Annotated in this window: 20 protein-coding genes; 18 read left to right on the forward strand and 2 right to left on the reverse strand. The window is 54.9% G+C overall.

Going from position 1 to position 22,708, the window contains the following annotated elements; genetic code table 11:
- Complete coding sequence (locus tag SE15_RS11510) at positions 1–1,218, reverse strand: radical SAM protein (RefSeq protein WP_054522246.1); 1,218 nt, start codon at positions 1,216–1,218, stop codon at positions 1–3.
- A gap of 130 nt (positions 1,219–1,348) precedes the next feature.
- Here SE15_RS11510 and SE15_RS11515 point away from each other — a divergent pair, with 130 nt between their 5' ends.
- The 9 genes from SE15_RS11515 (at position 1,349) to SE15_RS11555 (ending at position 10,078) form a co-directional block, all read left to right on the forward strand.
- Positions 1,349–2,536, forward strand: a complete 1,188-nt coding sequence (locus SE15_RS11515) for a helix-hairpin-helix domain-containing protein (protein ID WP_054522247.1) — start codon at positions 1,349–1,351, stop codon at positions 2,534–2,536.
- A gap of 18 nt (positions 2,537–2,554) precedes the next feature.
- Complete coding sequence (locus SE15_RS11520) at positions 2,555–3,043, forward strand: aminoacyl-tRNA deacylase (protein ID WP_054522248.1); 489 nt, start codon at positions 2,555–2,557, stop codon at positions 3,041–3,043.
- A 42-nt stretch (positions 3,044–3,085) separates the two neighbouring features.
- On the forward strand, positions 3,086–3,481 hold the full coding sequence (locus SE15_RS11525) for a rhodanese-like domain-containing protein (protein WP_201778099.1): 396 nt from the start codon (positions 3,086–3,088) through the stop codon (positions 3,479–3,481).
- Positions 3,482–3,707: 226 nt separating this feature from the next.
- Entirely contained in the window at positions 3,708–5,303 is a 1,596-nt protein-coding gene (locus SE15_RS11530; protein ID WP_236690028.1) for an Hsp70 family protein, read from the forward strand.
- Between the two features lie 21 nt (positions 5,304–5,324).
- Entirely contained in the window at positions 5,325–5,702 is a 378-nt protein-coding gene (locus SE15_RS11535; RefSeq protein WP_054522251.1) for a DUF1257 domain-containing protein, read from the forward strand.
- Positions 5,703–5,722: 20 nt separating this feature from the next.
- Complete coding sequence (locus SE15_RS11540) at positions 5,723–5,944, forward strand: DUF2997 domain-containing protein (RefSeq protein ID WP_054522252.1); 222 nt, start codon at positions 5,723–5,725, stop codon at positions 5,942–5,944.
- Positions 5,941–6,528 carry a 4Fe-4S single cluster domain-containing protein gene (locus SE15_RS11545; protein ID WP_054522253.1) on the forward strand — a complete coding sequence of 196 codons (588 nt, stop codon included), beginning with the start codon at positions 5,941–5,943 and terminating at the stop codon, positions 6,526–6,528. The genes SE15_RS11540 and SE15_RS11545 overlap by 4 nt, the downstream gene beginning before the upstream one ends.
- Positions 6,525–8,780 carry a WD40 repeat domain-containing protein gene (locus SE15_RS11550; RefSeq protein WP_054522254.1) on the forward strand — a complete coding sequence of 752 codons (2,256 nt, stop codon included), beginning with the start codon at positions 6,525–6,527 and terminating at the stop codon, positions 8,778–8,780. Before SE15_RS11545 ends, SE15_RS11550 begins: the two co-directional genes overlap by 4 nt.
- Before the next feature lie 14 nt (positions 8,781–8,794).
- On the forward strand, positions 8,795–10,078 hold the full coding sequence (locus SE15_RS11555) for an MFS transporter (RefSeq protein WP_054522255.1): 1,284 nt from the start codon (positions 8,795–8,797) through the stop codon (positions 10,076–10,078).
- Here the strand turns inward: SE15_RS11555 and SE15_RS11560 are convergent.
- On the reverse strand, positions 10,073–10,798 hold the full coding sequence (locus SE15_RS11560) for a histidine phosphatase family protein (RefSeq protein WP_054522256.1): 726 nt from the start codon (positions 10,796–10,798) through the stop codon (positions 10,073–10,075). The two genes, SE15_RS11555 and SE15_RS11560, sit on opposite strands and share 6 nt — an antisense overlap.
- A gap of 41 nt (positions 10,799–10,839) precedes the next feature.
- Here SE15_RS11560 and SE15_RS11565 point away from each other — a divergent pair, with 41 nt between their 5' ends.
- The 9 genes from SE15_RS11565 (at position 10,840) to SE15_RS11605 (ending at position 22,703) form a co-directional block, all read left to right on the forward strand.
- On the forward strand, positions 10,840–11,508 hold the full coding sequence (locus tag SE15_RS11565; protein WP_054522257.1) for a class I SAM-dependent methyltransferase: 669 nt from the start codon (positions 10,840–10,842) through the stop codon (positions 11,506–11,508).
- Positions 11,509–11,557: 49 nt separating this feature from the next.
- Positions 11,558–12,337, forward strand: coding sequence for a SpoIIE family protein phosphatase (locus SE15_RS11570; RefSeq protein WP_054522258.1), 780 nt, complete (start codon positions 11,558–11,560; stop codon positions 12,335–12,337).
- A 433-nt stretch (positions 12,338–12,770) separates the two neighbouring features.
- Entirely contained in the window at positions 12,771–13,850 is a 1,080-nt protein-coding gene (locus SE15_RS11575) for an ABC transporter permease (protein ID WP_169786540.1), read from the forward strand.
- Positions 13,843–14,775, forward strand: coding sequence for an ABC transporter permease (locus SE15_RS11580; RefSeq protein WP_054522259.1), 933 nt, complete (start codon positions 13,843–13,845; stop codon positions 14,773–14,775). The genes SE15_RS11575 and SE15_RS11580 overlap by 8 nt, the downstream gene beginning before the upstream one ends.
- A 107-nt stretch (positions 14,776–14,882) precedes the next feature.
- Positions 14,883–15,899: a BMP family protein gene (locus SE15_RS11585; RefSeq protein ID WP_054522260.1), complete on the forward strand. Its 1,017-nt coding sequence runs from the start codon at positions 14,883–14,885 to the stop codon at positions 15,897–15,899.
- Positions 15,900–15,983: 84 nt separating this feature from the next.
- Positions 15,984–17,579 (forward strand): ABC transporter ATP-binding protein, encoded by a 1,596-nt coding sequence (locus SE15_RS11590; protein WP_236690029.1) that lies wholly within the window; start codon positions 15,984–15,986, stop codon positions 17,577–17,579.
- Between the two features lie 120 nt (positions 17,580–17,699).
- Complete coding sequence (locus SE15_RS11595; RefSeq protein ID WP_054522261.1) at positions 17,700–18,596, forward strand: FAD binding domain-containing protein; 897 nt, start codon at positions 17,700–17,702, stop codon at positions 18,594–18,596.
- Positions 18,593–21,397: a molybdopterin-dependent oxidoreductase gene (locus SE15_RS11600; protein ID WP_054522262.1), complete on the forward strand. Its 2,805-nt coding sequence runs from the start codon at positions 18,593–18,595 to the stop codon at positions 21,395–21,397. Before SE15_RS11595 ends, SE15_RS11600 begins: the two co-directional genes overlap by 4 nt.
- Before the next feature lie 148 nt (positions 21,398–21,545).
- Entirely contained in the window at positions 21,546–22,703 is a 1,158-nt protein-coding gene (locus SE15_RS11605; RefSeq protein ID WP_054522263.1) for a lycopene cyclase family protein, read from the forward strand.
- Positions 22,704–22,708 lie beyond the last annotated feature (5 nt).

Below are 22,708 nucleotides of genomic sequence, written 5' to 3' on the forward strand. Positions count from 1 at the left end.
TCAATATACAAATTCGCGGATGTCATAGCGGCTAATGTGAGGGGTGCCCCGCTCGTCACTGAAAATTAGCCTGGCTTCAATTTCCTGCCCCTGTTGGAGGCGCTCCTCTGGCGAGAGAGGGCGTAAGCCCGCTTCAAAGGCCTGCTGCACGTAGGGGAGCCCTTCGCTTTCGATCAATTCGGAGAAGTAGATCAAATCCTCCAGGTCAAGTGGCATGCTATTCAGGGCTGCAACGGTATCATCCACGTGCCGGCGTGCAAAAGCGTGCCCTCCAGCGCCCAGCAAAATGATAATACCCACGGCCACGCTGGCCTGTTTGAGCGCCTCAACCGTCCGGATGACGTCTGTGGGATCACCAGGCTTCCTCAGGAAGCGCAAGAGATCTGCATTTCCCGACTCCATGCCGATATAAACTCGCTTCAAGCCTAGCGCGGCCAGTTCTTCATAATCAGCAGGGTGCTTCTTTTCGCCGCTGAATCCATCCAGAAACGCATAAATGCCGCCTAACGCCTCGACGTCGAAATGTTTGTGAACGCCCTGAAACAAGGGGAGCAGACGTGGCATGGGGACCACCAAGGCGTTGGCATCTCCCAGGAAGATGGTGCGGCGCAGGCTCAGTCCCTCGCCCAGGAAGGCTTTGACCGCCTGTGCGTGCTGGTCAAATGCTTCGGGAGTTTTGATACGAAACGGGTGATCCCGATAGAAATTGCAGAACGTACAGGTATTGAATGAGCAGCCCTCCGTTGCCTGGAGCACAACAGCCATGTACTGATCCGGGGGAAGAATACCAATGGGTTTGTACACACGGGCAAATTGAGCTGCGTCTGCGGCAGCGCGTTGAGCATCAAAGGCTGCGGCTACGCTCAATAAATGGATCCCTTCTGCGGGGAGGGGTTGTTCAAATAAGACCTTTTGGTGCTCTATTGAAACAAGGAGCGCTTTCATTCGGCGATGAGCGTGGTTCACCCAAGCATTTGCCTCCGTAGGGGAGAGCCAGCGACGGGAAGGCAAATTCCCATCTGAGCGCCACTTAGCAATGACCTTGCCATCCAAACCACGGCGATAAGAGACGTTGTTTTCCATGGCTGTCCAAAGTCGTCCAGCACGATCATAGCCGTATACGGTGGTTTGTCCGGTATGCTCAAAACTTACCGTCAATCCACTGGTTTTGAGGCTAATGGTCAATCGGTTGCCGTTCCAGGAACCTAGGATCACCATTGTACTTGAGTCCCAATTCGACTGGTTTGAACCTGTGGCTTTACTATTCAAGTATATCAAACACCGGAGCGGGACAATAATGGCCTTTTGTGAACCGGGCAAAATAAAGGTGGTTGTATGATCGGAAAATATGTTCTATAATCGAAGTGTGATGGATTGGCTGGAGAAACTCACCCTTCTCTCTCAAGATCACGACCTGGAAGTGGATGAAGAGCCAAATGTCGGGCGTGAGACATTACCGGCTTGCCATACCTCACGTGCTTCTGGTGCTGCTTCGCGCCTATTAGACCACATCAGCCATGTAATACTTAGTGGGGGGCAAAAGGTTCCGGTACTCAAGGTGCTGTTGACCTCCGTATGTGAGTACAACTGTGCCTATTGTCCATTCCGTGCTGGGCGTGATTTTCGGCGTGCCACGTTTGCACCTGAAGAACTGGCACAAGCCTTTCTCCAAATTTATCGGGCTGGTCTGGTCAAGGGGTTGTTCCTGTCCTCTGGGGTTGTAGGAGGTGGGGTACGCACCCAGGATCGCCTGATCGCCACGGCAGAAATTCTACGCAACAGGTTAGGGTTTGATGGTTACTTGCATCTCAAACTCATGCCCGGCGCCGAGGCCGCACAGGTGGAGCATGCCGTGGCTTTGGCGTCGCGCGTTTCGATCAACCTGGAAATGCCGGGAGCCACCTACTTAAAGCAACTGGCTCCTCGTAAAGCACCGGGTAGCGCGTTGCTGGAACCCTTGCAGCAGGCCCACCGGGCGGCCCAAAACTTGCAGTTCGGCCCAAAGCGCCGGAGGGTTTCATTGAGCACCCAGTTTGTGGTGGGGATCGGCGAAACGGATGCGGAACTCTTGAGGACAACCGCCTATCTTTATCGGCAACTGGGGCTGAGTCGGGTTTACTACTCGGCCTTTCATCCCATTGCCCAAACCCCGCTGGAAGATCATCCCCCGGAGAATCCGGTGCGTGCTCTGCGCCTTTACCAGGCTTCATTCCTGCTGCGCGATTACGGCTTTTCCTTTGAGGAACTACCTTTGACCGCAGGGGGAAGGTTGGACCTGAACGTTGACCCCAAAACGGCCTGGGCACGCCAATATCTCACCCACCCCCTGGAGGTTAACCGCGCCTCGCGTGAGGAATTGTTACGCGTTCCTGGAATTGGGCCGAAATCGGCACAAGCAATCGTTCGTGCTCGTCGTTTCACCCGCTTGCGCGACTTGCAACAATTGCGTCAATTAGGGGTGAACGTCAATCGGGCTGTCCCCTATCTTCTATTGGATGGACACCACCCCGAACAACAACTAACCTTAGGCTTTTAGTTGCGGAATGAGGGAATCGTGCCAACTGCAGCCGAAGTCTTTCTGGCAGAACGTGGCATCCCATACCGTCGGTTTGTTCACCAACGGCCACCAGAGAATCTGGAACAAGCGGCTGCTGAGCGCGGTCAGCGTCTGGATCAGGTGGTGCGCACACTGCTCTTTCGCACGGCTGAAGGAGAGTTTGTGATGGCCCTCATTCCTGGTGGATTTCATGTTCATTGGCCTGCCCTGCGGCAGTACTTGAGGCAGCGCCGTTTGACGCTTGCCTCTGATGAGGAGGTGGTCAGGGTCACCGGTTATGTGCCGGGTAGCGTTTCACCTTTTGGCCTGCCGACCCCGCTTCGTATTCTGGTTGACCCAAGTGTCTTTGCGTTCGAAGAGATCTCATTGGGGTCGGGGCAACCGGGGGTGGCCATTATATTACGGCGAGAAGATCTGATCAACGCATTGGAAAGATTTGAACTGGTCAACCTGAAGGGGGAGAAGCAAACCCAGGAGGGTGACTGAGCAAAACAATATAATATGGTGTAATTTGTTATAATTAGAGTTGTGAAAACATCATCTACTCGTTCTCCCATTAAAGCGAATAAAACAAAAGATCGCCCTTCACGTCGTATAGCCCCATGGATTTTTATCCTAGTGGGCCTGGTGTTGATGGCTTATGGTGCATGGGGCTTTTGGACCCAGAACCAGTCATCTGGGGTAGGTGGAACACTACCCGCGACCCAGGTGGCGAATATCCCCTACCCAGAAGTTAAGCGCATTCCTCTAGAGGAAGCCAAACGCGCTTATGATGAGGGCAGTGCCGTGTTTCTGGATGTGCGACCGGCCAGTGCCTACTCAGCCGCTCACATCCCAGGTGCGCTCAATATCCCATTGAATGAGTTGCCGCAAAGGATTCGCGAGTTAGATCCGCAACGACCCATTATTACCTACTGTACTTGACCTGCCGAAGAGTCGAGCGCCCGTGCGGCGCAATACCTCTTAGAACGGGGCTTTACCGATGTAAAGCCAATTTTGGGCGGATTCGCAGCCTGGAGCGATGCTGGATATCCGATTGAGCCCTAGTCCAGCGGGTTGGGTGGCAAAAGCCCCTGATCTTCTGCTCTAGCATTGCGTTATAATCGAATCAGCCCACCGGATTGGGTGGGTAAAGTACGATATTGGGTCTGTGAAATCAAAGATGGGTGGCAGATTAGCGGTTGATTTTGGTACCTCGAATACGGTTCTGGCCCTTTGGGATGCCGAGGCCCAGGAGCCGAGACTTTTGCATTTACCGGAATACAGTCGTCTGCAAGAGGGGGAGGGAGAAGCTGTTTCCTGTATTCCCTCGATCATCCATTATGTGGATGAGCAGCACTTCTGGATCGGGCAGCAGGTTTTTGCACGCGGGTTATATGATTCTCCTCGCACGCTACGCTGGATGAAGCGCTACATCAGTCACCGCTCTCCCCTGCGCCTGCGCATTGGGCAGCGCGAGATCAGTCCGGCTGATGCAGGGTGCGATTTTCTACGCACGGTGCTGTTTTTTGCCCTCGAGGATTTACATCCAGATGAAGAGGTGGCTTTTAGCGTGCCTGTGGAGGCGTTTGAACATTACCAAAACTGGTTGCTGGCTTTGGCCGAGACGCTGGGGATCCAGCGGTTCCGGATCATTGATGAACCATCGGCAGCAGCTCTGGGATATGGATTGCACTTGCATCCCGGTCAGGTGTACCTGATCTTTGATTTTGGCGGGGGCAGCCTGGATGTTTCGGTGGTCCAACTGGATAGGGATTCTGATATCCCTGGGCGTCACTGCCGGGTATTGGGAAAGGCAGGTCGTGATCTAGGTGGGGCACGTATTGACCAGTGGTTATATCAAGAGATTCTACGCCGTCACAATCGTTCCGAGGACGAGAAGGCGGTACGGGAACAGAGCACGCAATTGTTGGTGTGCAGCGAACGTTTGAAAGAGCGTCTTTCTTTTGAGGAAACGGTAGCCCTGGAGGCAGTGCCCCTTTCTGATGGGAGCGCGCTTTCGGTTCAATTCTCGCGAGAAGAATTTGAGCAACTGCTGGAAGCCCACGGGTTGTTTACTGAAATCCATCGCACCATTCGCCTGGCCCTGAATCAGGCGCACGAGCGCGGTTACGACGAAGATCAGATTCAGGCTGTACTCTTGATCGGAGGGAGCAGCCGCATTCCGGCCGTCCAGCGGCTTCTGCGGCAGATGTTTGGCCGGGAGCGCGTAATGTTGCATCGGCCTTTGGAGGCCGTGGCGCTGGGAACCGCTGCCTTTGTAGCCGGGGTGGAAATTTTTGATTACATTCAACACGATTATGCCATTCGTTATGTAGATCCACACAAGGGCAGTTATGATTATCGCATTATCGTTCCCAAAGGCACTCCGTATCCAACCCCGGCGCCGGTGGCACGGCTGACCATCAAAGCGGCATACGACGGTCAGCAGCGCCTGGGTTTGGCCATTTTTGAGATCGGGGACTCTCATCCTCAAACTGCGCCAGGGGTGGAACTGGTCTTTGACCCAGCGGGATCGGTACGGTTGCTTCCGCTCAGCGTGCAGGAGCAGGAAGCGCGCACCCGATTTTGGATGAACGAAACCAATCCCACTTTTCTGGTGGCTGATCCCCCTGCGACCCAGGGGGAGCCCCGTTTTGAGGTGGAGTTCTTTGTGGATGCTAATAAACGTCTGGTTATCAATGCGCGCGACCTGTACCGCCAGCATTGGGTTTTACGTGCTGCGCCAGTGGTGCGGCTTTCGTGAGGTAGGCTTGAGGGTAAGCAAATGTCACACATTTCACGGCTCAAGACCAGGTTTGTAGAGAAGCGTTACCTGCTCGAAGCCCTGCGGGATTTGGGCTATGAGCCAGAGGAGGGGGATCTGGAAATCCACAGCGTGCGTGGAAAGCGCACGGCAGTGGAGATTCGCATTCAGCCACCCCTAAGCTATCCAATTGGCTTTCGCAAAGTCAAAGGGGCTTATGAAATTGTGGCAGATTGGTTTGGCGTGATGGGGGTTCGTCCTCGGGAGTTTAAGCAGCAACTGGCTCAGCGCTATGCCTACCATGCAGCACGTGACCAACTTGAAGCTCAGGGTTTTACGCTGGTGGAGGAAACCAATGAGGCCGGCCAAATCCATTTGCTGTTGCGCCGGATTGGGTAAGGCAGGTAGGCAGGTGGACGATGAGGATTGAGGAGATAGAAGTCACAATAGATCGGCAGGGGCGAGTGATCGTTGCCGTGCGCGGGGTCAAGGGCACGGTGTGTTTGACTTTAACCGAGGCCTTGGAGCGGGCATTGGGCGGTGAAATTCTCCAACGTGATATGACGGCCGAGGCATATGAACCCTCTTCAACCGAGGTTCAGGACATCAATCACCTGGAAGTTAGAAAACCGGATTTATGAGTGTTTCAGAAGGCGTTTTGCGTGTTCATCACATTGAACCCCTGAGCCGGGCCAATGGGCCCGGGAGGCGCACGGTCATTTGGTTCCAGGGATGTAGCCTGGGATGTCCAGGTTGCTTCAATCCACAAACCCATCCCTTTGAGGGTGGGAAGGAATGGACGACAGAGGGGCTTTTTCGGAAGGTAAGGCGCTATGTACCTTTGAGCGAGGGACTGACCTTAAGCGGCGGTGAACCACTGCAGCAGGGAGAGGCGTTGGTATCCTTTTTAGCCAGGGTGCGGCATCAAACCGCATGGTCGGTCATTCTATTGACAGGATACACGTGGGAAGAAATCCAGGCTTTACCTTGGGGAAATGCGGTATTGGACCATGTGGACGTGGTCATTGCGGGGCGCTATCAGCCTGAGCAACGGCTGGCGCGTGGCTTCATTGGTTCGGCCAACAAAACCGTGCATTTCTTGACCTCACGTTACACACTGTCTGATTTCTCTCAGGTGCCTGTAGCCGAGGTGATCATTGCACCAGATGGTGGGGTACGCGTCACGGGGATAGATCCGGTGCATAGGGTGGGATGGCAACGATGACCTCCTTGCGTGAGCAGTTGCAAAGCCTCTTCAGCGAGCCTTCCACTTGGGCTAGTCTCCCGCCGGAGTGGGTTGAGCGCCTGCTTTTACAAGGTGCCGTTGCCTTTTTGGAAGCAGAGGATGGACCTGAAGCCGATGAAATGTTGAAATTGGCAGTACGTACCTGTCCGATTGAGGATGTGCGAACTCTGGCGTTAAAAGCGTTGATTGCGCGGGCTACACAGCAGGGGCGTGAATCCAGTCGAGCGGTTTTATTTGAACTGGCGGTAGAGGAAGATAATTCGGGCGCGGTAACATTGATTCGGGAACATGCTCTGCGCTGCTCACAACCCCGTTTGCAGGCTCTATTTAGTTTTCTGTATGAGGATGCGGAGGCATATTACCAGCATGATCCCTCCGGTGTACACGTAACCGCGACCTATCTTGAGAGCAAGGATGCATTGCTACGAGCGCGCTTGCTGAATGCAGCGCAGCGGCAGGGGTGGGGAGAATGGATTGAGATTGTTCGGATTCTGGAAGCCCCCACCGAAGAGGGGATGGAGGCCCTGGTTGAGCGCTATGCCCGGTTTACGCGCATTCGCGAACGGCAGTTAATCTTGCATTTCCTGGATCAACTGGCGCTACAAGGCAATGAAATCGCTCAAGAGGCATTGTGCGCTCTCTACCTGAAATACGAGGATGGGCAAGTCCTGCAAATCCTGCGTCAACGGGGCTATCTCCCCCGCAAAGCGGCCCAGCGGGCGCTGTTTTTCTTCCTGACACAGCAATGGGAGCGTTACGAAGCACTGGACCTGGACCAGCACTTACTGGCAATGGCTTACGAACAAGCGGCACCCCTGGTGCGCCGGCGTTTGCTCAATCTCAGCCGCTATACCGGACGAGTGGGTTGGTTGAGTGTGGTCCAGCGTGGTCATACCGTGCGCGGAATCCGCGATCTGAGTGATGCCGATTGGCAAAGTCTGGTGGCTCACTTGGCACAGGCAGAACGTTGGTCTGATCTGTGGAAAATCGCTCAGGTGGCGCCACCTTACTGGGGTGTCCAAATCTTGCATGTGCTAAAAGAAAAGGATTGGCGGCCCGCCGTATCTGAGGAGCAAGGTGCGTTTAATGCCTTGCTTGAACTGGCTGAAGCCTGCCGCTTGAATCCCCCGCAAATGCAACGGGTGGCAGTTTATCGCCCGCCGGTGGCCTCCGAACTGATGAGTTTTGCCGTCAATCGGGAAGGCACCTGGATGGCGGGCGGGACGCTTGATGCCACCCTTTGGATCTGGGACCTGGTGGAATCCTCCTGGCCAGCGCGGCGTGTGGGAGGAGCATTGGGGCAGCCTCGCGTGCTAACCTTTAGTCCAGAGAGTGATTATCTTGTGGGGGGGTTCAATGATCACGTCATTCGAGTTTTTCGCCTTAGCGATGGTGCTCTGGTGAAAACTCTGACCGGACACACCGGGCTGATTCGGGCTTTGGTGATGCACCCCGCAGGACGTGTTTTATTTAGTGCCGGGTTTGACGGGACAATCCGGGTGTGGCGGTTTCCCTTTGGCCCTCAATTGCGTCTGATCACCACGCCAGATGGTGAAGAGCTGTTTGGGTTGGGGATCAGCGAAGATGGAGAGCGACTGGTGAGCGCGGGCTCAGCCGGGGTGATTCGGGTGTGGCGCTGGACGGATGGTGCCTTGATCACCGAACTGCCCGATCAGGGTGAAACTCTGCTGGCGTTGGCCGTTAGCTCGGGTCAGCTGGGGGCTTCGTACAGTCGGGATGGTTGGCTGAGGGCTTGGAATATCGTCAATGGGCGACGCTTCTGGGAAGTGGCATGCGAGGGAACGCGCCTGAGTCATCTGTGCTTTCATCCTGAAGAACAGTTGCTTTTCAGCACGGATCTTGAGGGTGCCATTGCGGCCTGGAACATTTTCAGCGGGAAGGTGGTCTCTCGCCTGACAGAACCGGCCTCTCCTGGAGTGGGGCTGTGGATTCACCCGCAGGGACACCGCCTTTTCAGTGCTCATGCCTCTGGCGAGATCAACGTGTGGGATTTAGAGATGCTCTTACTGGCACGTTCAGTGCCGCGTTTTCCGGCGGCTCTGCAGATTCCTTACCTGGAGCAAAAGTGGATGAAATCCACGACAGAGTCTCAGGGTTTAAAGGTTTGGCTGCGTTACCTTTTGGAGCTTTATCGCTGGTTGGCCCGATTTGACGTAGAGGTTGCCGAGCCAGTTGTGCTTGAAGTGGGGGAGTTCGATATTCAACTTTAATTTGGGAATTCATCGTGGCTCTCAAACGTTTTTTTGCGGGTCCGCCGGACCTCAATCCGATCCAACAACGTAACTTCCGCAATGTTGAACTCGATGCCATTGCCGTGGGCCTGGCCAATGCGGCAGCCCCTTTCCTGCCCGTCTTTCTAACTCGTTTGGGAGCCTCAAGTTTTCAGGTTGGGCTGCTCTCTTCATTGCCGGCGTTGACCGGTCTCATCCTGGCCTTGCCCATGGGGCAGTTTCTGCAACGTCAGCGCAATATAGTGCGCTGGTTCAGCCTCTCGCGCATGGGGTACATTCTGGGCTACGGATTGATTGGGGTGCTGAGTTTGCTAATGCCCCCACACTTCCGCGTGGTCGGGATTCTGCTCCTGTGGGCGCTGGCAACCATTCCACAAACCATGCTCTCTATTACCTTTTCGGTGGTCATGAACGCCGTGGCCGGGCCGCATTATCGCTTTGATCTAATGACACGGCGCTGGTCTATCCTTGGGATCACCACCTCGGTAGCCGTCCTTCTCATTGGGCAATTGCTGGATCGCATCACTTTCCCCCTGAATTACCAGGTGGTGTTTACAGGCCTGGGTTTGGCTGGCGTTCTCAGTTATTACTTTTCCAGTCAAATTGTGCTGCCGGATTTGCCGGTCCCGGATGAGGCAGAGGCGCAGAGTCTCAAAGTACGCCTGGCTGGTTATCTTCGCATTCTTCGTAATGAGCGAGCATTTCTTTCCTTTGTCGCTCGGCGTTTCATCTTTTTGACCGGTTCCGCGCTGGTAGCCCCGATTTTCCCACTCTATTTTGTGCGGGTTGTCCATGCTTCAGATGGGTGGATCGCTACCATCAATACTGCCCAGACCGCTATTCTAATGGTAGGGTATTTCTTCTGGTCGTCGCAATCGCGGCGGCGTGGGACGCGGTGGATTTTGCTCTGGACAACCTTTGGAGTGGAGATGTACCCGGTGCTGGTCGCACTTACTGCCCGGGTGGAACTCATTACGCTCTTCGCCGGGATCGCGGGCATTTTCCAAGCGGGCTTAAACCTGGTTTTCTTTGATGAATTGATGAAACGCGTTCCTTTGGAGTATAGTGCGTCGTTTGTGGCACTGGCCCAGGAATTGCAGTACGTTTCCTCAATGGTAGCACCGATTCTGGGCACGTCATTGGCCGATTGGTTAGGATTGCACGCAGCCCTGTGGATAGGCGGAGCGGTTCAGTTAGTGGGGTTTGCGCTATTTGCTACCATGGATCGGGCCAAAGCGGCAAGGATCTCTGGTGAGGGCGAACCCGCGGATTCATAATAGGCTGTCCGGCAGAAAATCAACTCGGTTGGTGTAGACGATCCAGATGCCGTCTGGGGAGATATCCAGACGGGTTATGGCGCAATTACTCAGCGACAACCAGGCATTTCCCGGGGCGGCCACGCCCAACAGGGTGGTGAGAAAGGTGTGATAAAAACCGGCGTGACTGAAAAAGGCCACCCGGTCTTCGGTATGCCCATGACGCTCAAGCAACCATTGCCATACGCGCTGGGCCCTGGCACTGCGCTCTTCCTCGGTTTCGAAGGGGCGGTTCCACCATCCGGTTTCTGTGGCTGAAGGAGGCAGGATTAAATTCGGGTATAGGGTTAGTAATTCGGTACGTGAAAGGCCGGCCTGGCCCACTGGCTCACCACGCTCGGGGTCATCCAGGTACACGCCACCATTTTCATGGAGGTCGGGGTGGCCGTAGAGGGGCATGTTCAAAGCCTGGGCTACGATAGAGGCGGTTCTCACCGCTCGTTTCATCAGGCTGCAATAGAGGTGGGTCAACCCAAATCCGTAACGGTTATGCCAGTCTGCCGCGCGGTTGGCTTCGTCGGGTGTGCTTCGGGGGGTCTTAAGAAAAGAGGCCAGATAGAGGGCCTGGCGCACCCCTTTGTCGGTCAGGTCAGGGTCAGGGTGACGTCCATTACTGCTGCCGGTGCTTTCCCACAGGGCGTTGTTCATGGATTGGGCATGGCGAATGAAATATAATTCCATAAGTTGCGTTGCTTCCACCTGGGCATGAGAATGGAGTTTGTATGGCACGTAAAGTATACCTGATGGAGCGGGTTTTCTGGCTGCTTTACCATCCCTTTGCTTGGGCATACGACTTCGTCTCGTGGGTGGTTTCGGTGGGGCGCTGGCAAAAATGGGTGCATTCGATAGTTCCTCTTCTCGAGGGCCCCTGTATCCTGGAAATTGGGTTTGGACCTGGTCATTTGCAAACGCGGTTGTTCAAGTGTGGTTATCGGGTTTTTGGGGTGGACGAAAGCCCCAACATGGTGAATTTGGCCCGGCGTCGCTTGCAACGCGGCGGAGTGCTTGGGCAGTTGGTGCGGGCTCGGGCAGAGGCTCTGCCTTTTCGCCGAGATAGTTTCGACACTGTGGTGGCAACGTTTCCGGGTAATTACATCTGGGCCATGGACACTCTAGAGGGTATCTGGTCCGTTTTACGCCCTGGTGGGCGCCTGGTGGTTCTGCTGGGAGCGGTACCGGGTGGAGAGGGTCTGTTTGTGCGTGCTTTGCGCTGGTTATTTCGCATGACTGCCCAAGGGCCTGTGTCGCCCGAGTTCCAGCACCGACTAACGGAACATTTCCTGGCTAGAAATTATTTGAATGTCGCCTGGAAAATTAGCGATTATAATGGAGACCAGATGTTAATTTTGATGGCCCAAAAGCCCTTGGCTCCCACTGCGGAGAAGTTGTGAGTCTGGTATCTTAAAATCCTTGAGAATGAGTTGAGTCGAACAGGTAGCGATGGAAATACAAATTGCAGTGGCCAAAACAACTAAGTACGGGTCGCAAGAGAGTGGGGATACTCTGGAAGTTGTGGAGCGCCCTAATGGGGGGCTATCGGTGGTCTTGTGCGATGGGCAAGCATCCGGCCGTCAGGCAAAAGTGGTTTCCAGCCTGGTAGTGCACAAGGTAATCAGTTTGCTGGCCGAAGGGGTTCGGGATGGCGCGGCGGCGCGGGCGGCTTCTGACTTTCTCTATACAGAGCGCAATGGTCAGGCCTCTGTGTATCTCAGTATCCTCAGTGCCGATTTACAGACCCATACGTTGGTCATCACGCATAATAACCCCACTCCTATCTATGTGGCGCATCATGATCAGGTGGAATGCATTAGCGGGATAGATCAACCCATTGGTGTGGCGCGGAATATCCGCCCGGCCATTACTGAGATCCCCTTGGAAGTTAGCACCACAGTTGTCATGCACACCGATGGCCTGAGCAAGGCTGGTAGCCAGTATGGACGTGGTCTGGACATTTGTACCATGTTGGAGGCCTTGCTGGAGGAGCAAGATCCTGAGGCTCAATCGCTAGCGGATACCCTGCTTTCTCAAGCCATCCGATTGGATCATGGTCGTCCAAACGATGATATGAGCGTGGTGGTTTTGCGGGTTTTGGCGCGTGAAAGTGACCAGGTGCGGCGTCTGGTGGTGCGCTTGCCGTTGCCGTCTTCGCCTGGCTTCTCATCTTCGGCAGAAGAAATGCCTTTTTCGGGGAATGAGGGCGAAGACGATTTTGAGGCCTGAAAAGTGTATAAGATGCAATTTTGTCTGCGCCTGTGGGCTTGCATATAGAGTCTCCATGTTAGGTGCGAAATAATTCCAATGAGGCTGCTGTGGCCTGTCGTCTTCACTCGGTCGTTTTGAGTGAGTATGAAACTGACTCAACAGCAGGGGCAAGATGATTTTTCTGTTGTATCGTTTTAGTGATTGTTTGGCAATCCACAGGGAACATTTTGCATCTAAATACAGCTCTTTGTTTAGTCAAGTTGTATGACAATTATGGAGGGAAGTAACAAAATTTGCGATGTTTATCACTTTGAAATTGTCTGATATTTCGTTATAATATGTAGAACAGCGGGTTTCTGTGTTCGAGAGAAGCCCATATTATATGCACGATCATCTTATCGTTTTCCCCTAACGCACGTTTCGAAAAAACAGGCTGAAAGGAAGACAGTTAATGCCCCAACGGTCTGAGATTAAACGTATGCTCAATCAGGTCTTTGAGGCCATTCTGCCGATTCTGGCCGTACCGGTGGCGCTGATCATTGGGGCGCTCATCCTCTTGTTGCTGCGGGCCAATCCAGGGGTGGCTTTTACGGCGCTGGTACAAGGGGCAGTGGGCAGTACATTTAGTGTCACCCAGACTCTGGTAAAAGCCACGCCCTTGCTGCTGGTGGGGTTGGGGATCACCATTGCCTTCCGTGGTGGAGTGATCAACATTGGCGGTGAGGGTCAGATCATTGTTGGGGCGCTTTCAGCAACGGCTCTCGCTCTGTCGTTCAGTCAGTGGCCGGGGGCAATTCTGTTGCCTCTCTGTTTGCTGGTGGGCACACTGAGCGGGGCGCTCTGGGGCGCAGTACCGGGGGTGCTGAAAGCCCGTTTAGGGGTCAACGAGATTCTTAGCACGATTATGATGAACGCAATTGCCCTCCAGCTCTCGAACTACCTCTTGCGTGGCCCCATGATTGATCCGGCTGAGATCGAGGCGGGAACCCGTATTGCCCAGTCGGCCTTGCTTCCTCGCCAGGCATGGTTGCCCCGGCTGGTTCCGCAAACCTTATTGCATGCGGGGAGCATCCTGGCTCTGGTGATGGCCGTTCTGGTTTATATTTTCCTTTGGCGCACCACCATTGGCTATCGGATTCGGGCGGTTGGCCTTAATGCCCAGGCAGCGCGTTACGCGGGCATTCCGGTGCCCGTCTACCAGGCATTGGCCATTACTCTGGGTGGGGCATTTGCAGGCCTTGCTGGGGCTGTAGAGGTGATGGGGGTGCAACGGCGCATGCTTGAGGGGCTCTCGGGTGGGTATGGTTTCTCAGGTATTGTGGCGGCACTCTTCGGAAACCTTCATCCTCTGGGCACCATTCCGGCCTCGGTGCTGTTCGGCGGGCTACTCGTGGGTGCGGATAAAATGCAGCGTGCCGTACAGGTGCCCTCGGCCTTTGTGGATACTCTCATGGGATTAATTGTTCTCTTTGTGGTGAGCAGTCGAATCTGGGCGGTGCGCCGTGCCCGCAGGAGAGAAACCTATGAGTAATGTTTTCACAATCCCCGTTGTTCTGGGCATCATTTATTCTGGATTGCGCCTGGCGACGCCGTACCTTTATGCGGCAATTGGGGAAGCATTTGCACAAAATTCGGGGGTTTATAACTTGGGGGTGGATGGTATCATGCTCATGGGGGCATTTAGCGGGTTCTACGTGGGGATGAAAACCGGCAACCTGTGGTGGGGATTATTAGCGGCGATGGGAGTGGGTCTGCTAATGGGTCTGCTTATGGCGGTGGTCAGCGTGACCCTCAAGGCCGAGCAGGGGATTAGCGGGATCGGGTTGTATATGTTCGGATTGGGGTTATCCAGCCTGCTGTTTAAAAAGACCATGAGCGGGGTAGAATCCATTAGCGGTTTTCAACCCGTGCGCATCCCTCTCCTGGGCAACATTCCTTATCTTGGAGATGTTTTATTCAATCACAACCTCCTGGTTTACGGGGCATTTCTCCTGGTGCCGCTAGCCAGTTTTATCTTGTACAAGACACCGTTTGGGCTGATGATTCGGGCAGTGGGGCAAAACCCCCAGGCAGCGGATACGCTGGGGATCAATGTGGACCGGATTCGTTACATTACCGTTTCCCTGGGGGGAATGCTGGCAGGCATTGCCGGGGCCTCCCTTTCGATTTCACTGATTAACCTCTTTCAGGAGAACATGACCAGTGGCATGGGCTTTATTGCAATTGCCCTGGTGTATTTCGGAAGTTGGCGCCCTCTGGGAATCTTGGGGGGTGCTCTCTTGTTTAGTTTTGTCAATGCGCTACAATTGTGGTTGCAGGTTCTGGGTGTAAATTTCCCCTATGACTTTGCGGTCATGTTACCCTATGCTATGACCATCCTGGCGTTGGCGATCTCGGTACGCCGTGCGGCGATGCCGGATGCATTAGGCAAACCCTTTGAGCGTGGCGAGTTCTAGCGAAAGGAGGTGGTCTTTCGGCCTTTTGGAGGAGAAGTTGAGTCGTAAAGCCTGAAATCGAATGGCGCTTTCTTAACCCTTTCCCGAACCACTCAGGAGGTGAAACCATGAAGTCTGTGCTTTCTCGCTTGCTCATGCTGGTTGTGCTGGTTGCTCTGCTCCTCAGCGCCTGTGGGCCAGCCGCGACTCCTGCGCCAACCCAGGCTCCTGAAAAGCCGCTCCGCGTGGCTATTGTCATGCCCTCTTCAATCACGGACATGGCATTCAGCCAGGGTATGTATGAAGCGTTGGTGAAGGTGCAACAAGAGATGGGTGGGCCCTCCAAAATGGAGATCGCTTACTCTGAGAATATGTTCAAGGTGCCAGATGCAGCCGCCGCGATCCGCGATTATGCCTCTCAGGGTTATGACATTGTGATCGCGCATGGTTCACAGTATGGCACCTCGTTAGCGCAAATTGCCCCCGAATTCCCCAACACCACCTTCGCCTGGGGCACTGCGACCGATACGTTTGCTGACCAGGGCATCAAGAACGTTTTTGCCTACAACCCATCAGCAGAACAAGGCGGTTACGTGTTGGGTACCATTGCTGCCCTGATGTCAAAGACGGGCGTGCTGGGGGTGTGCGGTCCCGTGGAGGCCGGTGATGCCAAGACCTATGTGGATGGCTTCAAATATGGTGCGGAGCAGGCTCGCCCGGGTGTCAAAGTTCAGGTAACCTACACCGGTTCTTTCTCGGATGTTTCGTTGATGGCAGCCGCTGCTGAGACCCACATTGCCGCTGGCGCGGATATGCTGACCGGCTCGTCACAGTCGGTGGTGGGCGCCATCGGTGTTGCCAAGGAGAAAGGAGCCAAGTGGTTCGGCCAGCAGTGGGATCAGACCAGCCTGGCGCCGGATATTGTGGTAGCCAGTCAGGTTTATGATTACACCTCAATCATCAAAGACATGATTGCGAAGCGCAAAGCCGGCACGCTGGGTGGTGTGGCCTACACGTTAACGCTGGCCAATGGCGGCTTGACTATCAAGTACAACGATCGCGTCCCCGTTCCGCCCGAAATTAAGGCGAAGGCTGATGAAGTCATTAAGGGAATCATTGACGGTAAGATTAACCCTCTGCCCTGAGGAATTAGGATGAGAAGTAATGCGGGTGCAGCCAAATGGTGCTGCACCCGCCCCCTGGATTGAGAGATCGGATTTAGCAAGGTGATGATGAGCACACAGGTATTGGGTCTTGACGGTCGTTTGCCTACGGGGCAGATGCGCATCGAGGAGATGCGCATGGTCGGAATTGTTAAGCGTTTCCCGGGCGTTTTGGCCAATGATCACGTGGATTTTGACGTACGCGCCGGGGAAATTCATGCTTTGTTGGGCGAAAACGGTGCAGGGAAGACCACCCTCATGCGTCAACTCTATGGCCTGTATCGCCCCGATGCAGGCAAGATCCTCATCAACGGTGTTGAACAACACTTCAACTCGCCGCAAGACGCCATTCGCGCCGGGATTGGCATGATCCACCAGCACTTTATGCTGGTCCCGTCGTTGACGGTGGTTGAGAATGTAGCTTTGGGGTTGAAATCCTCGCGCGGGATTCTGCTTGATCTGGACCGTGTGGAGAAACGCGTGCGCGAGCTCAGTGAGCAGTATGGCCTAAAGGTGGACCCCAAAGCCTATGTGTGGCAATTGGCGGTGGGCGAGCAGCAACGCGTGGAAATTCTCAAGGCCTTATATCGTGGTGCTGCCCTGCTGATCCTAGATGAGCCGACGGCCGTTCTCACCCCACAAGAAGTGGAAGATCTCTTCCGCACGCTGCGCCAGATGGCACGCGATGGCCATGCGCTCATTTTCATCTCCCATAAACTGCATGAGGTACTGGCCATTAGTGACCGGGTAACGGTGTTACGCGATGGGCGCGTTGTGGGTACACGACCTACCCATGAGACAAATAAATCAGAACTGGCTCAGATGATGGTGGGCCGTCCCGTGATACTACAATATGAACGCCCTCCGGCCCAGTTGGGTGAGGTGCGTCTGGCCATTGAAAACCTGGTGGTGGGAGGCGATCGTGGGCATGACGCGGTGCGCAATGTCTCCCTGGAGGTTCATGCGGGAGAAATCGTGGGGCTGGCAGGGGTTTCTGGCAATGGGCAGCGTGAGTTGGCAGAGGCTCTCGCCGGTTTACGTCCAGTCAAATCGGGGCGCATTCTGCTCTGCGGAAAGGATATAACGCATGAGCCGCCCGGGGCGCGGATTGCATTGGGGCAATCCTACATCCCAGAAGAACGTTTGCGGGATGGCACCATTAAGCAATTTAGCGTCGCAGATAATTTGATCCTGGAAGATCATCATAAACCACCATTTTCACGGAAGATTTTCCTGGATTTCAACGCTATTCGTGAAATTTCCGAGCGCCTGGTGAGGGAGTATAACGTCAAGACCCCTTCGGTAGACACTCCCGTGAAAAACCTTTCGGGTGGCAATATCCAGAAACTCATATTGGCCCGTGAACTTTCGCGACGCCCCAAGGTGCTGATTGCTTCCCAGCCAACGCGCGGGGTGGATATTGGGGCAACCGAATATATCCATCAACGCTTGTTGGAACAGCGGCAGGCAGGCACTGCCATTCTGTTGATTTCAGAAGATCTGGATGAGATACGTGCTCTTTCTGATCGCATTGCTGTCATCTATGAAGGCGAGATTGTCGGGATTGTAGATGGACCGAGTGCAACTGCTGAACAATTGGGCCTGATGATGGCTGGCGTGCGTGAAGGAGGGCAGCATCATTTAGAGAAAATTCGTCTATAATTAAGTTATCCCAAATTCCAAGGAATCGGTGGTCGGCAGTCTCTCGGGTCGGCTGTCGGCGTCGGGCCTGTGAGCCCGTCGAAAAGTGCCGCCGTCAAACGAAAGGAGTCCACCGATCCTATGCGCTTTTGGAATGCTTATGTTCTGGCACGTTCGATTGAAGAAGCGTTAGACATTTTGAGCCATACGCCCGGCCCGGCTCTCCCTGTGGCAGGAGGGACCGATTTGTTGTTGGAGATTCAGCAGGGTGAGCATGAGCCCGTCCACACGCTGGTTGACATCACCCACATCCCCGAACTAAAACGCCTTGAGCAAACTGAAGATCACCTTTTCATCGGCGCTGCCGTACCGGTTAGCCGGATTGCGGAATCGCCTCTGGTGCGCTTTCACGCTTTGGCTGTCGCTGAGGCTTGCGGCCAGATTGGCGGGCCACAGGTGCGCAATTCGGCGACCTTAGGCGGAAACGTGGCACATGCCCTGCCGGCGGCTGATGGCATGATTGCCTTGCTGGCGCTGGATGCTCGGGCGGAGGTGGCCAGTCTGGAGGGGCGCCGGCTGGAACCCATGGAAAACCTTTTCAAGGGTCCGGGACAAACTGCATTGGATTTGAGGCGGGAGATTCTGGTAGGTTTTCATGTCCCTTTGCGCCGATCCCATCAGGCTTCTGCTTTTGGGCGGGTGATGCGTCCTCAGGGAGTTGCCCTGCCCATTCTTAACACGGCAGTGTGGCTCGAACGTCACGGCGAGGTAATTGGCGATGTTCGGGTGGCAATTGGCCCCTCGGGGCCCGTGCCACGTCGTGCAAACGCAGTGGAGGCCGTGTTTAGAGGGCGACCTTGTAACGAAGAGACTTTTGCTGCAGCCCGGCAGGCCATTCGAGACTCTATTCGTTTCAGGAGCAGCCCGTTGCGGGCCAGTGCAGAGTACCGATACCATTTGAGCGGAATTTTACTGGAAGAAGTGGTCATAAAAGCCTGGCAACGCACCCTGGAACCTTCAGTAGTGGAGGCGGTATGAGCGAGCGGTTACATTTATGGGTGAATGGGCAAGAGGTGGATCTGCCCGTCGTGCCGGGAGAAATGCTCTCGGATCTGCTGCGCTATCGTTTGGGGCTGACCGGAACCAAAATTGGCTGTAATGAAATGGAATGTGGGGCTTGCACCGTTTTGGTGGATGGTGAGCCGATTCTTTCCTGTTCCTATCCGGCTGTGCGGGCGCAAGGTAAGCATGTTTTAACCATTGAGGGGCTTTCCAAGGCGGTTGAAGAAACAGCAAAGGCCTCAACCGAAGAATCACTGCACCCGCTTCAAGAGGCTTTTATCAAGTACGGTGCGTTGCAGTGTGGCTTTTGCACCCCGGGGCAAATTATGACCTCCTATGCCCTGCTCTTGCGTAATCCAGAGCCAAGCGATGAAGACATCAAAACGGCACTCAAAGATACCCTATGCCGCTGCGGGGCTTATCCGGCCATTTTGCAGGCTATAAAGGCAGCGGCAAAGGCCATGCGTACCGGAAGTCCGGTGGAACCCCCCGCAATTCCTCCAGCCTCAAAGCCGGGGAAGTATGTGGGCAAGGTTCATCCCCGCCCGGATGCGGTAGCCAAAGTCACCGGGCGAGCCAAATACACGGATGATCTCCAATTTGAGGGAATGCTGCATGCTCGTGTCAAACGAGCCATGGTGCCCTCTGCCATCGTCACACGCATTGATGTGAGTAAGGCCAGGGCGCTCCCCGGTGTGGTAGCCGTGCTGACGGCTGAAGATATCCCCGGTGAGCACAATCACGGGCTGGTCATTTACGATTGGCCCATCCTGGTGGGGGTGGGGGAGCGTGTGCGGTATGTGGGTGATGCTCTGGCACTTGTTGCTGCTGAAACGCGGGAAATTGCCACGCAAGCACTTGACCTCATTGAGGTAGAGTTTGAACCATTGCCGGTGGTGAGCGATCCGGTACAGGCGGCACAACCCGATGCGCCCAAGATCCATCCAAACGGCAATCTCCTTAAGCATATCAAAGTGCGCAAAGGGGATGTGGCGCAGGGGTTTGCCGAGGCAGATGTGATCCTTGAGCACACCTTTTATACCCCCATGCATGACCATGCCTTTTTGGAGCCAGAGTGTAGCATTGCACGCCCCACGCCGGATGGGCGCATGGAAGTCTATGTGGGCTCGCAAATCCCCTATGCGGACCGCCAGCAGATTGCGCGCGCGCTGGGCTGGCCTGAAACCCGCGTTCACGTCATTGGGCAGTTGATGGGTGGCGGATTTGGGGGTAAGGAGGACATTGCCGGTCAAATTCACGCCGCTCTGTTAGCCCACGCGACGGGTCGCCCGGTGAAGTTGTTGTATGATCGTCATGAGTCATTGATTGCACACCCCAAACGCCACGCCACCCAGATTCGGGTCAAGGTGGGTGCCAAGTCAGATGGGCGTCTCACTGCAGTGGAAACAGAACTCTATGGAGATACGGGGGCTTACGCTTCGCTGGGTGAGAAGGTGATGACACGGGCCACCACCCACTCCTCTGGGCCGTATGAAGTTCCTCATGTCAAGGCCGATTGTTATGCCATGTACACGAACAACCCACCAGCAGGAGCGTTCCGCGGCTTTGGAGTGATGCAATCGGCTTTCGCCATCGAGAGCATTATGGATATGCTGGCGGAACGGCTGGGGATGGATCCGGTGGAGTTACGGCGCAAGAATGCTCTGCGCGTGGGCAGTGTGACCAATACCGGGCAGGTGTTGCGCCAAAGCGTGGGCTTGTTGGAATGCATTGAAAAAGTAGAGGCAGAAATGCGCCGCCTGGGAGGTCCTAATCCATTTGAACCCAAGGCGGTGCCGGGTGCTCCGCATTTGCGCCGTGCCTGGGGTTTTGCCGTGGGATATAAAAATACTGGTCTGGGCGGTGGTGCGCCGGACAAGGCAGGGGCTGAGGTGGAATTGCGCCGCGATGGTACTTTCCAGGTACGCACCTCATCTGCAGAACTGGGACAGGGTTTGCCCACGGTACTTCAGTTGATCGCTGCTGAAGAACTTAATCAGTCCCCTCGGCGAATTGAGGTGTTGCTCATGGATACGGATCTAACACCGGATGGCGGGCCCACCACTGCTTCGCGTCAGACCTTCGTGACCGGAAATGCCGTGCGCTATGCTGCACGGGCGCTCAAGGAACTGCTGACCAGTGAACTTTCGGAGCGTTATGATGTGCCGCCGGAGCAGGTCCGTTTTGTAGAGGGCTTGGCTCAGATTAATGGACGGACGTTGACGCTGCAGCAGGTGGCCGAAGAGATGATGGCGAGTGGTCGTCCCCCGGTAACCTCTTACACGTATTGGGCGCCTGCGACCCGTCCGTTAGGGGAGGGCGGGGATATGCACTTCGCTTTTTCATTTGCTGCTCAGGCCGCAGAGGTTGAGGTCAATACCCTGACGGGCGAGGTTAAGGTGTTGCGCATGATCATTGCCAATGACGTGGGTTACGCCATCAACCCCCTGGGGTTGCGGGGGCAGATTGAGGGGGGTGCCATTATGGGGATCGGACATACCCTGACCGAAAATTTCATCCTCAAAGACGGTCATGTGGTGACCGATCGTCTGGCACGCTATCGCACCCCCTCCATTGTTCACACGCCTGAGATCATCTCGTTTGTTGTCGAACATCCGGTGGCCGAGGGACCCTATGGGGCTAAAGGGGTGGGAGAAATTGTGTTGATCCCTACGCCCCCGGCGATCACCAACGCGATTTATAACGCGGTGGGGGTGCGTGTGGATCGCCTGCCGGTGGATCAGGAGATGATCTGTAAGGCACTCAACAACTGCTAGGCGCTGGTCAAGTTAGCCGGATGCGGGCGGGTCGGGTGGCTCCCGACCCGCTTTTATATTGCGCGAGGGGATTGTATAGGGTTAAGCAACCCTGGCATTGCGACCTTCAAGGTAAAATCTAGACAACTATCTGCATGGGCTGGGTTCTATGAAAGAATTCGATTTTGTCATTTTGGGTGCGGGTGCTGCTGGCCTTTCGCTGGCCTATCACCTGCTGCAAAGTCCCCTCAAGGATCGGCGCATCCTGCTTGTTGAGCGAGAGCAAAAGGTTCACAATGATCGCACCTGGTGCTTTTGGAGTAATCGTCCAACCCTGTTTGAACCCGTTTATTTTCATACCTGGCCACATCTGATGGTGACGCACTGGAACGAAACCCTGGACCTTGATTTGCAGGACTATGGCTATCATATGATCCGGGGAGCGGATTACTATCGTTTTGTCCTTTCTGCCTTAAGTGAGGTCCCTAATGTGACTCTGGTTCAGGGAGAAGTCAAGGCAGTGTCTCAGGATGCAGGGGGTATCTCTGTCTTAGTGGATGGGCATGAGTACCGTGGCCGCTGGGGGTTTGACAGCACTTTTTCGGCTCAGGCATGGGTGCGTCAGCCGGGGCATTATCATTACCTGTGGCAACATTTCAAGGGCTGGGTCATTGAAAGTGATCAGCCAGTGTTTGATCCTGCGCAGGCAACGTTGTTTGACTTTCGTACACCCCAAGATGGAGCCATGCGCTTCATGTACGTTCTCCCCTGGAGCCCCACGGATGCGCTGGTGGAATATACCCTGTTTTCCCCTACGATTCTTGATGAACGGAGTTATGATGAGGCCCTGCGTGCTTATGTGGAGGGGGTGCTCAATCTTCGTCACTATCGCATCGTAGAGCAAGAGCGGGGTGCCATTCCCATGACCGATCAGCCGTTTGAGCGGCGGGTTGGCCCACGGCTCTTAAATATTGGCACCAAAGGTGGGCGGGTTAAGCCTTCCAGCGGATATGCTTTCCTGCGGATTCAGGCAGATAGTGCGGCTATTGTGCGTTCGCTGATGCAGTATGGCCATCCGTTTGCCCTCCCCCGTGCTCCCCGTCGGTTTTGGTTGCTGGATCGGATCATGTTACAGGTGATGTGGCGCGAGGGCGGGCGCATGGCCGATATTTTCATGCAACTGTTTCGTAATAACCCTGCCCGGCGCATCTTTCGCTTTTTGGATGAAGAAGCCGGGGTGGTAGAGTGTTTGCAGGTATTATCCTCATTACCTCCCCTGCCCTTTTTACGGGCCACGTGGAGGGTATATGCATTACGGCGCCTTTGATAAAC

Origin of the sequence: Thermanaerothrix daxensis (assembly GCF_001306145.1) — a bacterium.
In the GTDB taxonomy this organism is placed as follows: domain Bacteria; phylum Chloroflexota; class Anaerolineae; order Anaerolineales; family Anaerolineaceae; genus Thermanaerothrix; species Thermanaerothrix daxensis.

Bases quoted from the DNA above. Each gene is read 5' to 3' on its own strand.
- SE15_RS11510 (WP_054522246.1), bottom strand. From the start codon at position 1,218: ATGGTGATCCTAGGTTCCTGGAACGGCAACCGATTGACCATTAGCCTC.
- SE15_RS11515 (WP_054522247.1), top strand. From the start codon at position 1,349: ATGTTCTATAATCGAAGTGTGATGGATTGGCTGGAGAAACTCACCCTT.
- SE15_RS11535 (WP_054522251.1), top strand. From the start codon at position 5,325: ATGTCACACATTTCACGGCTCAAGACCAGGTTTGTAGAGAAGCGTTAC.
- SE15_RS11540 (WP_054522252.1), top strand. From the start codon at position 5,723: ATGAGGATTGAGGAGATAGAAGTCACAATAGATCGGCAGGGGCGAGTG.
- SE15_RS11545 (WP_054522253.1), top strand. From the start codon at position 5,941: ATGAGTGTTTCAGAAGGCGTTTTGCGTGTTCATCACATTGAACCCCTG.
- SE15_RS11550 (WP_054522254.1), top strand. From the start codon at position 6,525: ATGACCTCCTTGCGTGAGCAGTTGCAAAGCCTCTTCAGCGAGCCTTCC.
- SE15_RS11560 (WP_054522256.1), bottom strand. From the start codon at position 10,798: ATGGAATTATATTTCATTCGCCATGCCCAATCCATGAACAACGCCCTG.
- SE15_RS11565 (WP_054522257.1), top strand. From the start codon at position 10,840: ATGGCACGTAAAGTATACCTGATGGAGCGGGTTTTCTGGCTGCTTTAC.
- SE15_RS11570 (WP_054522258.1), top strand. From the start codon at position 11,558: ATGGAAATACAAATTGCAGTGGCCAAAACAACTAAGTACGGGTCGCAA.
- SE15_RS11575 (WP_169786540.1), top strand. From the start codon at position 12,771: ATGCCCCAACGGTCTGAGATTAAACGTATGCTCAATCAGGTCTTTGAG.
- SE15_RS11580 (WP_054522259.1), top strand. From the start codon at position 13,843: ATGAGTAATGTTTTCACAATCCCCGTTGTTCTGGGCATCATTTATTCT.
- SE15_RS11585 (WP_054522260.1), top strand. From the start codon at position 14,883: ATGAAGTCTGTGCTTTCTCGCTTGCTCATGCTGGTTGTGCTGGTTGCT.
- SE15_RS11590 (WP_236690029.1), top strand. From the start codon at position 15,984: ATGATGAGCACACAGGTATTGGGTCTTGACGGTCGTTTGCCTACGGGG.
- SE15_RS11595 (WP_054522261.1), top strand. From the start codon at position 17,700: ATGCGCTTTTGGAATGCTTATGTTCTGGCACGTTCGATTGAAGAAGCG.
- SE15_RS11600 (WP_054522262.1), top strand. From the start codon at position 18,593: ATGAGCGAGCGGTTACATTTATGGGTGAATGGGCAAGAGGTGGATCTG.
- SE15_RS11605 (WP_054522263.1), top strand. From the start codon at position 21,546: ATGAAAGAATTCGATTTTGTCATTTTGGGTGCGGGTGCTGCTGGCCTT.